Origin of the sequence: Bacillus cereus group sp. BfR-BA-01350 (assembly GCF_022663775.1) — a bacterium.
Lineage (GTDB): Bacteria > Bacillota > Bacilli > Bacillales > Bacillaceae_G > Bacillus_A > Bacillus_A paranthracis.
Map to the genome: position 1 here is coordinate 373,905 of NZ_JAKUGD010000002.1, position 12,925 is coordinate 386,829.

The following is a 12,925-nucleotide window of genomic DNA, read 5'->3' on the forward strand; positions in this document are numbered from 1 at the left end:
GACTCCTTTACTTTTATTTTTGTTTTTGTGATTTTAGTTATTTTATAAATGAAATAATAGATATCTAGAAAAGAAGCTGGAGAGTATGTAAGGGGAACTTAGTTAGATAGTATAAAGTCCTTTTATCAATAGAAAATAGCAGCTTTTGTATAAATCACTTTATTATATGTGTAGTTGTATGTTTTAGATGTTATATATTCTTATCATGTAAAAATATCATTTGAATTTCAATATTAGAAAGGTGAAAAGTAAGTTTTTTCAGAAAAAACAAATTAAGTCCTTGACTTTATAATTGGATTTTTAATACAATTATATTTCGACTGAAAAATTAGAACGGACAGGAGGGAATCATCTAATGAACAACATTTTTGAAGAAGAGTTACAAAAAATGAAAGATACATTACGTACGATGGATGATCAATTAGAACAGCTTGAAAAAATTCCAGTTTATTATGGCGATGATTTTAAAGAGCAAATTCTTGAAAGTATGAGGGAGTCTAATAGACAAAACTTACGTATTGGTGTACAAGAACCGTACTTTGGAAGATTAGATTTTCAAGAGGATGGCAAGGAAGAAGTTATGCCGATCTACATCGGTAAGGTAGGTGTTTCAGATAAAGATACGATGAAACCAATTGTAATTGATTGGCGGGCACCTGTCGCAAGTATGTTTTATTCATTTACCGGCGGTGATGAATTAGCGTTTTATCAATCACCAGACGGATTAGTAGAAGGTGATGTTTATTTAAAGCGAAACATCTCTATTCGAAAAAGAGAATTAGAACGTGTTGTTGATACATATGTAAAAGGAAATGAAGATGTCTCGCATGCCGATGATTTTCTTCTATATCGATTAGGTGAGAATAAAGATAATAAACTAAAGGATATTGTTTCGACGATACAATCGGAGCAAAATGATATTATTCGTGCGGAAAGAAACTTACCATTACTTATTCAAGGGGTTGCAGGAAGCGGTAAAACAACAATCGCTTTACATCGCCTTGCTTTTTTAATTTATGAATATCGTGAGCAATTAGAAGCGGAGCGAATGATTGTTTTCGCTCCGAATAGTCTGTTTTTAGACTATATTTCGAGTGTACTTCCTGAATTAGGTGTAGGGAATATTAGTCAAACAACATTTCTGGACTGGGCATTACGTACATTAGATGATTCGGTGAAACTGAAGCAGACAGAAGAAAAGTTGAAAGAAGCATTTTCTATTAATCGTGATGAAAGAAAGGTTATGCTTGGTAAATTGAAAGGTACGCTAGAATTTAAGTCCTTTATTGAAGAGCAAATGGTTCAAATTGAAAAAGAACTAGTACCAACAATTAATTTTGAGGCATGGGATAAAGCTGTTATTCCAGTGGAAGATATTAAAAAGTGGATGCAAGTGGAATATAAACACTATCCATTAAAGAAAAGAAGAGAACGTCTAGTCGGCCGAATGAAACGCTGGATTGAAATTGAACTGAAAAAGTATGGAGAAACAAACGAGAAAAAATTACTCAAAAAAGAAGCAACTAAAAGACTGAACACTTACATGAAGTTTTGGCCGAAAATGAGTGCTCTTTCACTGTATAGTTCAATATTAAAAAGTAAGGAAATACTCGAAGTATTACCTGAAGAACTTGTTAAAGAAACAGAAAAGAATTGTCGTAAAAAAGAAGTGTATGTAGAAGATTTATCTGCTTTAATATACATACATCACCGCATCACAGGTATTGAAATTGGACAAAAGTTTCATCACGTCGTTATCGATGAAGCGCAAGATTTCTCGCCATTCCAAGTTTATGTATTAAAAGAAATTACACTAGGTAACTCTTTCACTATATTAGGTGATTTATCTCAAGCGATTTATGATTATCAAGGGATTGAAGAGTGGAGTGCGTTTAAGGAAGTCTTCCAAGAAACCGGTTATTATGAACTGACGAGAAGTTATCGTTCTACAAAAGAAATTATTGAATTCGCAAATGAGATAATAAAAAATGCAGAAATCCCTGTAGGGCTTGCAATGCCAGTTTTCCGTAGTGGAGAAGAAGTAAAAGTAATTCATACAGAAGATCAGTTTACTGAAATTTTGAAGACATTAAAACAGCTACAAAATGCAGATGTGAAAACAATTGCGGTAATCGGAAGAACAGACGATGAATGCCGCGATATGTATGAGAAATTAACGAATGCAGGATTGACTGTAAACGTCATTGAAGCAGATCAAAGTAAATATGAAGGGGGCATTTCGGTAGTACCTGTATACTTAGCGAAAGGGTTAGAATTTGATGCTGTTCTACTCATTGATGTCGATGAAGAACATTATAAAAATACGAAACACGATGCGAAGTTATTATATGTCGGATGTACAAGGTCGCTTCATGATTTATGGATTTTCCATAGCGGGGAAGCATCTCCATTAATTAAGAAGTAAAAATTCAAATGGTTTTTTAATAGAGAAGCATCTTATTTTATAAAAATATAGGGGACATGATAATGATTACAAAAGTAATAACAAAAAGAAATTGGGAAATCGCAAAAACAACTGGAGAAATTAATGAAAAATCACTAATAGAAGAGAGATTTATCCACTGTTCATTTTTAGAACAAGCTTTAAACGTTGCTCAAAAACATTTCGTTCATGAAGAAGATGTTTTATTACTTACAATTAATCCAGCCGTTGTAAAAGCAGAAATAAAATATGAACTTGCTTCTAACGGCCAAGAATATCCGCATGTTTACGGAGCAATTAATATAGATGCAATTATAGATGTTGTTCCATTCCCTAAGGGAAAAGGGGAATTTATATTACCAGAGTTACAAAGGTAAGCGTGTTACAAGTAAATAATTTAGTTAGAAAAGCACAAATCATATAGTTTGTGCTTTTTATTATCCGTTTTTTGGTAAAATATTGTTGTTTTTTTCACACTAATACTGTACGATACATAGTATAAAACACATACTGTATGACATATAGTAATGGAAATGAGGTGAACACATGGATGCTTTATTAAATTCATTAATTACTGAACTAAGAAGAGGTACATTAACATTAGCGGTTTTAAGTCAATTAAGAACGCCGCAGTATGGGTATTCACTTGTCCAATTATTAGAGAAATCAGGAATCGCAATTGATCAAAGTACTTTATATCCACTACTTCGCCGGTTAGAAAAGCAAGAGCTAGTGACGAGTAGTTGGGATAAAACAGAGAGTAGGCCTCGTAAGTACTATGTTTTGAGTGAATACGGATTAGAGATATTCCAACAGTTGAAAAAGGAATGGATAAAGGATTCGAAAGAACTTTATAACTTATTAAAGGAGGAGGACAAGAATGAATTTAATTGATATTTATGTCGAGGAAGTAGCGAAGAGATTACCTGAAAAAAATCGTGAAGATATTATTCTTGAGCTACGGTCAACAATTGAGGATATGTTGCCTGATGATTATAATGAAGATGATGAAAAAAGAGTTCTTGAAAAATTGGGGAGTCCGGTTTCATTAGCTAATGGATATTTGGATAGACCGATGCATTTAATTGGACCGCGTTATTTTGATGTATATACGACATTATTAAAAATGATCATTCCAATTGCAGTTGTTATCGCACTCATTACAATGGTTGCAGAAAATTTTTTAAGTTATACTGGTGATCAAGCAGTATTAAATGTTATTTTACAATTAATAGGTAAAGGCATTGGAGAAATTTTTGAAGTAGCCCTCCATGTATTTTTCTGGTTAACACTTGTATTTGCTATTTTAGAAAGAACGGATAAAAACAAAGATACCGAGCCGTTGACGACAAGTCTAAAAAAGTGGACGCCAGATGATTTGAAAAACATTTCGTACATTCCGAAGAAAAAAGCAATCTCCAAGTTTGAAGTTTTTGGAGGGTTAATGTGGACGGCAATATGGGGTACACTTTATTTTTATGCGAATCATCTCGTTGGCGTATACAGTGGTACGGGAAGTGGATTGAAGTTTGTCGCGCCAACGTTTAATCAAGATGTGTTACTTCAGTATTGGCCAATCGTTGTGATGATAATTGTTTTTGAAATAGCGATATCTCTTTATAAATTAGTACAGGGACAATGGACAAAAAGATTGGCAATCGGGAATGCTCTTCTTCAAATAGTTGGAACGATAGTATTCATTATAATTGTAGTAAATCCGCACATATTTACCGATGGATTTATTACGTTTGTGGCAAATGTGTTCACTATTTCTCCTGAAGAACTAAAAAAGTGGCTAATTGGTGGGGGTATTCTTATTTACGTTTTATCTGCTGCATTAAACATTTATGATGGCTTTCGAAAAGCTAGTGTTCGTGTAACAAATAGGTAGTTAAAAAGAGAACGTATATGAAAGGAAGAAAACGATGATAAGGGAAGCAACGGAAAAAGATGTACTATACATTTTAGATATTTATAATGATGCAATACTGAATACAACTGCTGTATATACGTATAAACCCGTAACCCTTGAAAATAGAATCGATTGGTATGGACAAAAAAAGGCTGAAGCTTATCCAATCTTAGTACACGAACTAGATAATAAAATAGTAGGATTTGCGACATTTGGCCCATTTAGAGCTTGGCCTGCCTATAAATATTCAATTGAACATTCTGTATACGTTAATAAGGAATATAGAAATAGAGGAATTGGGACATCTTTAATGAAAGAACTGATAGCGATTGCACGGGAAAGAGAATATATGACTTTAATTGCTGGAATTGATGCGGAAAATGAGAAAAGTATTGCTTTACATGAAAACTATGGATTTGTTCATGCAGGGACGATTAAAAAGGCTGGTTATAAGTTTAATAAATGGCTAGATTTAGCTTTTTATCAATTGGAGCTTAATGGTCCTAAAAATCCTTTAGAAGAATAGAGGTTTTTCGTAAACATGTATCTTTTAGGTAGCAAGGAGTAATTCATGCTACCTTTTTCTTATTGTAGTAGCCGATATAATCTGCTAAAAAGGATTTTTACATTCTATATTGAATTATTGAAAGTGATAAAACGATATGAAATGAGGAATGAAAATGGAAACTGTCATTCAAAAAATGAAAGAGATACAATCTGATCATGTTGGGATAGCTATTTATTCTGCAAAAAGTAATCGTTAGGAATATTTAACAAATTCCCGTTTCTTTATGTTATTGGGGGAAAAGATTTACCTAATCGACGTGAAAATAAAGAGGTAGATGAAGCTTTTGCAGTAGCTTTGAAGTACATATACAAAGAATATAGTGAAAGCATGCTAGGAGTGAGTAATTGAAAAGAAACTTAAAGACATCAACAATCATTATGTTAATTGTAACGATTATTGCTCTTGAAGTGGGTATCGCACTATACGATCACAATTTGTCATTAGATACTATTTATTTTGCAGCGATCCTCATTTGTATTGTATTACTTTTTGGTACACGTGTTTCTGAGAAGGAAGAGAGACGAAGAAAAACAGCTCTTTTATTTTGGCCATCTATTTTACTGTCTATCGCTTGTTTTGCAGTTATAAGTTACATAAGAATAGGCTATGTTTCTGTACCAGGTATAATTGGCTTTTCATGCTTTGTTATTTATGGTGGTTTCGTATTTATTAGTATTTTAAAAAGGAAAAGTAAAAATGAGAGGTAGCTTACTAAGTTGAAAGGAAGAGATATATGAAACGCATAGAGAATGGTACTCGCATAGAAGGAGAATATATAAAGAATAAAGTCATTCAATATAACATGTCTATTTTAACAGATGAAGCAAAACAGCCGATGGAACAAGTAAGTTTTGTTCTGAAAGATGAGGCTGGGAAAATCTTTGGCGGTGTAACAGGAACGATGTATTTTTATCATCTTCATATAGATTTTTTATGGGTTGATGATTCAGTTCGTCATGATGGTTATGGTAGTCAACTATTACATAAAATTGAAGATATTGCGAAGGAAAAAGGTTGTAGATTAATATTATTAGATTCATTTAGTTTTCAAGCGCCAGAGTTTTATAAAAAGCATGGCTACCGAGAATATGGTGTTGTTGAAGATCATCCGAAAGGACATAGCCAACATTTTTTAGAGAAGAGGTTATAGTATTCGTGTTTTACAAAAAAGTGGATTTTAAAAGCATCGCCAATAAGGCGATGCTTTTTTTAGTTTATAGAAACTAATCAATCTGATGCAATTATGCGAAGAAATAGTTCGATTCGTATTACAAGGATTTTCTTTTTTTACTATTCAAATAGCTTATTCATTAAATCTTGTATTTCACGTCTTCTTTTATCTGTTTCGTCCTTATCGATCGTATACGTATCATCCTCTATTATAAGAACGTCACCCTCTTTTGCAGTGGAAGGGAGTTTGGATTTAGGTACATCAATTGTTACGTTATTCACTTCAATAACTGCTAGTTCGCCTTCAAAACGGTCAATAATACCTCTCTTCATAATTATCTCTCCGTTCTTACAGAAATGTTAGAACCATCACTATTAATAATTACAGTTCCATTTAAATCAGTTCTATATACTTTAACAGACATTGCATTTAACTTTGCTAAAGTTTCCTGTGTGGGATGGCCATATTGGTTACCTGCACCTGCACTGATCACAGCGATACTTGGTTTCACTGCATCTAAAAATGGCTGAGAAGAAGAAGTCTTACTTCCATGGTGACCAGGTTTTAATACATCAGATTTTAGGTTAGAACCATATGTTGCAACCATATCTTTTTCACTTTTAGATTCAGCATCACCAGTAAATAAGAAAGATTTGCTGCCATATGTTACTTTTAATACAGCACTCCACTCATTTAGATCGTTACCGTATTCTTTAACAGGAGCTAAAAATTGTGAGTTTAAACCATTTATTGGTAAAGTTACTCCAGACTTCGCTTCTTTAATAGTTAACCCTTTGTTAGCTACTGCAGTTAAAAAGTCTTTAAACGTTTGTGTCGTATGGCTTACTTTAGGTGCGTAAACGTTTTTTACATTCATAGCATAAAGTACTTCATCCAATCCGCCTACATGATCGGCATCAGGATGAGTAGCAATCATATAATCGATAGTTTGGAATCCTAATCCTTTTAAATAATTTGCTACTACTTTACCTTTTCCGTTGTTACCACCGTCAATAAGGATCGTTTTGCCACTTGGAGATTTAATAAAAGTAGCATCACCTTGTCCTACATCAATATAATGAACTTCTAATTCGCCTTTAGGATTAGGAAGAGCCGGACGGAAACTAGGTTCTAATACACGAGCTAAAAATGCAGCGAACTGTTCACGAGTTACTTTTACGCCTGGACCAAATGTACCATCAGGAAATCCAGCTGTAATATTATTTTGAGCTAAAATTTTGACATAATTGTAACCCCAATGATTAGATGGAACATCAGGGAAATTGACGTCTGCACCTGTAGGTTTCAAATTAAAAGTTTTAACTAGTACTACTGCCATTTCTGCACGAGTTAATGAACGGTCAGGGAAATAGTTTGTTTCACGTTGTACAATGTTATTATGTGCTAACTTATGTACAGAATCATAGTAATAGATACCTTTGGCTACATCGGAAAAAATATGATTATAGCTAGATGGTTTTTCTAATTTTAATGATAAATCTAGCATTAAGGCCATTTGTCCACGAGTTACATCATCACCCGGTTTAAAAGTTCCTTCTGGTGTGCCTTTAATGATACCTTTATCTGATAAATAGTTAATTTCCTTAAATGCCCAATGATTAGATTGGACATCTGGGAAAGCTTTAGCACTTGTAAGATTTGGAATGAACAATGTTAAAATCATGACAAATGCTGTTAGTAATAAACTAAACTTTTTCAAAAAATCGCCTCACTTAATGTATTTTTTACCTTATTAACTTTACTATTTATTACAAGTGATTCAAAGTTTAATAGGTAAATATTTTATTAGTTGTTTTGTATTTCCATAAATTCGTTAATTTGAAATAATCTAACTTAATAGAGGGGATAGGAAAGGTATTAGAGAATTGTTTGTATTGTAAAATCCATAATATAAATTTATAAAATCGTTTATAATAATTTATATTATGTTAAATGGGAGAAAGAAAATGTACACATATAAATTACAAGATGAGAAACCAATCTGTTCAGAAAAATTAAAGAGGCTTTATGATTCTGTCGGTTGGTGGCCAGAAAGAAAAGAAATCGATATTCAAAAAATGTTAAAAAACAGTATAGCAATTGGGGTATGGAAAGAAAATGAGTTAATCGGTTTTGCTAGAGTTGTTTCAGATGGTGTTTTTCGAGCGTACCTAGAAGATGTTGTTGTGCATGAAAGTGTAAGAAATAAAGGTATTGGTGAGAAGATGCTTACAATGTTGCTTGAAGAGATATCTCATATCAATATTGTGAGCCTATTTTGTGGAGAGAAACTTATAAAGTTTTATGGTCAACAGCAATTTCAAGTGACGAAACAAATTGTGATGCACCGTAATCAAATAGTGAAAGAATAAGAGGTGACAATTAGAATGATTGCGACAAGAGCGTATTGTTTATCGAAAAGAAAAGCGACAGAAGATTCTCCTGATGGTTGGAATGCAACATGTATGAGGCTTAATAATAAAATATTTGCAATAGTAAACCATGAAGAAGGAGAAAAAGCTGCAATTACATTGAAATGTGATCCAGAACTTGCGCTAAGAGTAAGAGAAGAGTATCCAGAAACAATCATTCCGGGGTATCATATGAATAAGGTTATACGGAGTTCAAAACAGAAGACTTGTAAAAATATTAGAACGAAAAATGCATCGCTATTGAACGGCGGTGTATTTTTATCTTACAAAAATGTAATAAAAGTACGATAGTTATTTTGTAATGCCGTGCTTATACTGTTATTAAGGAAACAAAATCACATTGAATGAGCAAGGAGACTAGACATTATGACTGTTACACACATTGTATTTGGAGATTCAGCATTTGGGAATTTAAAGCACGCTTTCCAACAAAGAAATGAAAAAATTATTTGCGTGAATGATGATTTTTCAATAGGGTCGTTAAATTTTACAGACGGAATGCGAGCTAGGAAGAAATGGCTTAAAGAGGTGTTGACATCAACAGGGCAAGAATCAAACTTAGACTATGTGGAATGGGTGGAAGCAAAACTAAAGCAAAACCCAAAAATAGAAGAGGTTCCAAGTAATAGCAAGGTAGTTTTATGGTACGGAGAAAATGCTTCAGACGTTGTTGGAGTGAGTTATGTAGTAGCACTACTTCAAGACAAAGGCATAGAATTTTCAGAAGTGAATGTTACAGATTTCAGCCGCCGCATTGATTACAAAGTTCAAGATGAACAAGGCAAGGAACTGTCTCATACGCTTAAAAGTTTGGCAGAAGTGCCGTCCGAGTTTATCCTAGGTGCAATTCAAATGGAAAAAGAGTTGTCTCAAGAACAGGTTCAAGAATTAGTGCAGGATTGGGAAAACTACTCGCAATCTAACGGATTACTGAGAGTGTTGGAAAACGGAAAAATAGTTACGGAATCAGAAGATTATTATGACACAGCTATATTAGAACAGGTTACCCAAGAGTACCAACAAGCTGTTGTCATCGTTGGAGAAGTAATGGTGAAAAACGAACAACGTATGGGCGATACTTATTTAAACTTCCGCGTGCAGCAGTTAATCAAACAAGGAAAATTGATTTCTAAAGGGAATTTCTCAAAAATGGAAATTCGTTTACCATAAATTTCAAAAAAGGGGGCGAGGCTCCCTTTTTTTTGTGCTAAAATAAATATATTATGCATCCACGGATTGGTATTAATCAAAGGAAAAAAACTAATTAAGTACAGATGAATAAAAAACATTGGAATACAGTGTATATACATAAAGATGTAGAACAAGTGCAAATTAATAAGATGATTGATTGGTCGTATGATTTAGTTCTGCAGTCATTTTCAAAGAAAAAGCAGCAAGAGTTATTAGATTAATATGTATAAGGGGTGGGTGTGTTGAAAGACACGATAAAAGGTACATATGATAAATTAGCGAGTACATATAAAGAAAATCTAGATGTGGCAAATCCATATAACAGCTATTATGAAAGACCAGCGATGATGGAGATGATTCCAAAGAATTTAGACGGGAAGAGTATACTAGATGCTGGATGTGCAGCTGGATGGTATACATCTCAATTTATAGAAAGAGGAGCAAATGTAACTGCAATTGACGTAAGTTCTGAAATGGTAAAAGCTGCAAAGGAATGTACAGGTGATAAAGCAACGTTTCTTTGTCATGACTTACAAGAAATATTACCATTTGAAGACAATACTTTTGATGTTATTGTGAGTTCGTTAACCCTTCATTATTTAGAAAATTGGAATCAAGTATTTCAGGAGTTTCGTCGAGTACTGAAGCCAGGTGGAGAATTTATATACTCCATTCATCATCCTTTTATGGACTTTACAAAGTTTACTTGTAAAAATTATTTCGAAAAACAATTATTAGTAGATACTTGGGTTAAACCAAACATTACAATTGAAGTTGAATTTTTTAGAAGGTCACTTCAAGCTATTATTAATGAAACAACAAATTATTTTATGTTAGAAAAAATGGTCGAACCAAGGCCAGTTGAAAAGATGAAAGAAGTAAATGAAAAATCTTATTACTATTTAAATACAAATCCACATTTTCTTATTGTTAAAGCAGTTAATAAATAGCTAGTAAAATGATTATATTTTACTAGCTATTTTGCAGTTATAAATGAGGAATTAGGAGTTTTGAAATGAATACGAAACGAAATAGATTACTATACGCAATGTTTACAATCCTTGTTATTATTTTAGGGCTTAGTTCAAGAAAATTTGCTTTTGCGCTGCCGGCTCTATTAAATGATTATTTAGGTGATGCTTTATGGGCGTTAATGATTTTCATTGGATTTGGATTTTTATTTCCTAAAATAGAAATGAAGAAATTGGCTTTTATTAGTTTAATGTTTTGCTACGGGATTGAAATGAGCCAATTGTACCACGCGGAATGGATAGATAATATTCGTGCAACGACTTTAGGTGGACTTGTGTTAGGGTACGGATTTTTGTGGAGTGATTTAGTTGCTTATACAATTGGTGTTGGAGTAGGGTTTATTTTTGAGTTTATTTTACAGAGGAAATAAGAGATTTGTAAAAGGGGTATTTGTTTATGGAGGACATATTAGAAATTGCAAATTTTTGGTTTGGAGATAAAGATGTCACAGCTACTGAAATAAAAGCAAACGTAACAAAGATTCATTGTAATAATAAATCTTATATTTTGAAGGAAAAGGGATCGATAAAACAGCTATTAGTTGAAATACATGTATTAGAACAGCTTGATGAAAAAGGGGTTAAAGTACAAAAGTTAGTGGAAACGAGTAATAGTGAAAAGTATGTATTTTATAGAGAGAAGTATTATTGTTTGTACGAATATGTTGCTGGAAGTGTACTTGAAATAAAAGATACGGAAAATTTGAAAGAGCTAGGAAGTACAATTGGAGTAGAAATAGCTAATCTACATCAAGCGCTTAATTCGGTGAATAATAATAACGAGTTAGTAAAAAGAGATTTATATAAAGTAGTATACGGATGGGCTTTACCTATTTTAGAAAAGAATGAGTATGTTCATCAGGATGTAATTCGAAAAATGAATCAAATACATATAGATTTCAAGGAAACAGTTCACCCATTACGAAAACAAATTATTCATCGCGATATGCACTTATCAAATGTAATCTTTAAAGATAATGAATTTCAAGGTTTTATAGATTTTGAAATATTGGAAAGTAATGTAAGAGTATTCGATTTATGCTATTGCTGTACGAGTATTTTGAGTGAGTTATATAGTGATGAAGTATTAAGAGGGAAGTGGCAACATATTATCAGCACAATCTTTGAAGGATATAATAAACAAAACATTTTAACGAGAGAAGAACTACAATCCATTTGGTATGTTATGCTTTCTATTCAAGTTATATTTATTACTTATTTTGTTCAGTTAAAAGATTTATTAAAGTTAAATGAAGAGATGTTCTTCTGGATTTTTTTAAATAAAAAAGCTATTGAAGAATCAATAGAAAGGGGTGTATGAATATGAAAAAAATAATATTAATAGGTTCTGGTGGTTCAGGAAAATCTACATTAGCCAGGCAGTTAAGTAATAGATTAAGTATAAAAGTGCATCATCTTGATGCGTTATTTTGGAAACCGAATTGGGAAGGTGTACCGAAAGTGAAGCAAAGAAAGGTTCAAAATGAATTAGTTAAAGAAGATGAATGGATTATTGATGGGAATTATGGCGGGACAATGGACATAAGAATGAACGCAGCTGATACAATTATCTTTCTTGATATTCATAGAACAATATGTGTTTATCGAGCTATTAAAAGAGTTATACAATATCGGAATAAAACAAGACCGGATATGGGTGCTGGATGTGAGGAAAGGTTTGACTTGCAATTTTTCAAATGGATATGGGAATATCCTAAAACGAAATGACCTTCAATTTTAAAAAGGTTAAATCAATTGAGTAAGGAAAAAGATGTTATTATTTTAAAATCTACAAATGAAGTAAGACTATTTTTAGAGAAGTACAGTGCTATAAATGGTTAGATTATAAAAAGAAATAACCTGGGGGTATAGAATTGGATAGATTTATTAGGCTAGTTGATTCTAATATGGTGAAAATTCCAGCAGGAAAAGTAGAATTAAGAGATGATCGAATAAAGAAAGAATGGAAAGCCCAAGTTAATTCGTTTCTTCTTGCAAAGTATGTTGTAACGATGGAATTATATGATGCGATTACGAATCATACATCAAATTTATCCAAAGATAAAAACAAACCAGTTGTAATTTACATAGATGACCTTGGATTTAGGCTCGCTAAGTCCATTTAGAAAAATTATAAGAGCAAAATAATATAGATAAGATTTAAAGTAAGGAGTGTT

The 12,925-nt window shown here is 32.6% G+C and carries 15 protein-coding genes and 4 pseudogenes; 17 read left to right on the plus strand and 2 right to left on the minus strand.

Annotation, left to right across the window (positions count from 1 at the left end):
* Positions 1-355: 355 nt before the first annotated feature.
* From MR147_RS06045 to MR147_RS06075, 8 genes and pseudogenes are all read left to right on the plus strand, one after another.
* The gene (locus tag MR147_RS06045) at positions 356-2,425 is read left to right on the plus strand and encodes a HelD family protein (RefSeq protein ID WP_074608620.1); all 2,070 of its coding nucleotides are present in this window, start codon (positions 356-358) and stop codon (positions 2,423-2,425) included.
* Positions 2,426-2,487: 62 nt separating this feature from the next.
* Complete coding sequence (locus tag MR147_RS06050) at positions 2,488-2,820, plus strand: DUF952 domain-containing protein (RefSeq protein ID WP_242303798.1); 333 nt, start codon at positions 2,488-2,490, stop codon at positions 2,818-2,820.
* A 169-nt stretch (positions 2,821-2,989) separates the two neighbouring features.
* Positions 2,990-3,337 carry a PadR family transcriptional regulator gene (locus MR147_RS06055; RefSeq protein WP_074608623.1) on the plus strand — a complete coding sequence of 116 codons (348 nt, stop codon included), beginning with the start codon at positions 2,990-2,992 and terminating at the stop codon, positions 3,335-3,337.
* Positions 3,324-4,334 carry an HAAS signaling domain-containing protein gene (locus tag MR147_RS06060; protein ID WP_242303799.1) on the plus strand — a complete coding sequence of 337 codons (1,011 nt, stop codon included), beginning with the start codon at positions 3,324-3,326 and terminating at the stop codon, positions 4,332-4,334. Before MR147_RS06055 ends, MR147_RS06060 begins: the two co-directional genes overlap by 14 nt.
* Before the next feature lie 34 nt (positions 4,335-4,368).
* A complete protein-coding gene (locus tag MR147_RS06065; RefSeq protein WP_242303800.1) occupies positions 4,369-4,881 on the plus strand; it encodes a GNAT family N-acetyltransferase in 513 nt (170 codons plus the stop codon).
* 234 nt (positions 4,882-5,115) lie between these two features.
* A pseudogene (locus MR147_RS27340) lies at positions 5,116-5,271 on the plus strand (serine hydrolase); the annotation flags it as partial.
* Positions 5,268-5,630, plus strand: a complete 363-nt coding sequence (locus MR147_RS06070) for a hypothetical protein (RefSeq protein WP_242303801.1) — start codon at positions 5,268-5,270, stop codon at positions 5,628-5,630. The pseudogene MR147_RS27340 and the gene MR147_RS06070, both read left to right, overlap by 4 nt.
* A gap of 26 nt (positions 5,631-5,656) precedes the next feature.
* Positions 5,657-6,073 carry a GNAT family N-acetyltransferase gene (locus tag MR147_RS06075; RefSeq protein ID WP_044792169.1) on the plus strand — a complete coding sequence of 139 codons (417 nt, stop codon included), beginning with the start codon at positions 5,657-5,659 and terminating at the stop codon, positions 6,071-6,073.
* Between the two features lie 140 nt (positions 6,074-6,213).
* On the opposite strand, the gene MR147_RS06080 is transcribed toward MR147_RS06075, so the two are convergent.
* Positions 6,214-6,426: a DUF3006 domain-containing protein gene (locus MR147_RS06080; RefSeq protein WP_000820164.1), complete on the minus strand. Its 213-nt coding sequence runs from the start codon at positions 6,424-6,426 to the stop codon at positions 6,214-6,216.
* A gap of 2 nt (positions 6,427-6,428) precedes the next feature.
* Positions 6,429-7,814: an S-layer homology domain-containing protein gene (locus tag MR147_RS06085; RefSeq protein WP_242303802.1), complete on the minus strand. Its 1,386-nt coding sequence runs from the start codon at positions 7,812-7,814 to the stop codon at positions 6,429-6,431.
* A 247-nt stretch (positions 7,815-8,061) separates the two neighbouring features.
* Between MR147_RS06085 and MR147_RS06090 the strand changes: the two genes are divergently transcribed.
* The 9 genes and pseudogenes from MR147_RS06090 to MR147_RS06130 all read left to right on the plus strand — a co-directional run.
* Complete coding sequence (locus MR147_RS06090; protein ID WP_000288943.1) at positions 8,062-8,466, plus strand: GNAT family N-acetyltransferase; 405 nt, start codon at positions 8,062-8,064, stop codon at positions 8,464-8,466.
* Positions 8,467-8,481: 15 nt separating this feature from the next.
* Positions 8,482-8,817 carry an MmcQ/YjbR family DNA-binding protein gene (locus tag MR147_RS06095; protein WP_074608633.1) on the plus strand — a complete coding sequence of 112 codons (336 nt, stop codon included), beginning with the start codon at positions 8,482-8,484 and terminating at the stop codon, positions 8,815-8,817.
* A gap of 75 nt (positions 8,818-8,892) precedes the next feature.
* Entirely contained in the window at positions 8,893-9,696 is an 804-nt protein-coding gene (locus MR147_RS06100; protein ID WP_074608635.1) for a DUF1835 domain-containing protein, read from the plus strand.
* Positions 9,697-9,800: 104 nt separating this feature from the next.
* Positions 9,801-9,938 (plus strand): annotated as a pseudogene (locus MR147_RS06105) (MmcQ/YjbR family DNA-binding protein); the annotation flags it as partial.
* 21 nt (positions 9,939-9,959) lie between these two features.
* Positions 9,960-10,667, plus strand: coding sequence for a class I SAM-dependent methyltransferase (locus MR147_RS06110; protein WP_242303803.1), 708 nt, complete (start codon positions 9,960-9,962; stop codon positions 10,665-10,667).
* Between the two features lie 65 nt (positions 10,668-10,732).
* On the plus strand, positions 10,733-11,119 hold the full coding sequence (locus MR147_RS06115) for a ribosomal maturation YjgA family protein (protein WP_242303804.1): 387 nt from the start codon (positions 10,733-10,735) through the stop codon (positions 11,117-11,119).
* Between the two features lie 26 nt (positions 11,120-11,145).
* The gene (locus MR147_RS06120) at positions 11,146-12,069 is read left to right on the plus strand and encodes a phosphotransferase enzyme family protein (protein ID WP_242303805.1); all 924 of its coding nucleotides are present in this window, start codon (positions 11,146-11,148) and stop codon (positions 12,067-12,069) included.
* A 2-nt stretch (positions 12,070-12,071) separates the two neighbouring features.
* Positions 12,072-12,590 (plus strand): annotated as a pseudogene (locus tag MR147_RS06125) (DNA topology modulation protein).
* Positions 12,591-12,622: 32 nt separating this feature from the next.
* Positions 12,623-12,829: pseudogene (locus MR147_RS06130) on the plus strand (hypothetical protein); the annotation flags it as partial.
* Positions 12,830-12,925 lie beyond the last annotated feature (96 nt).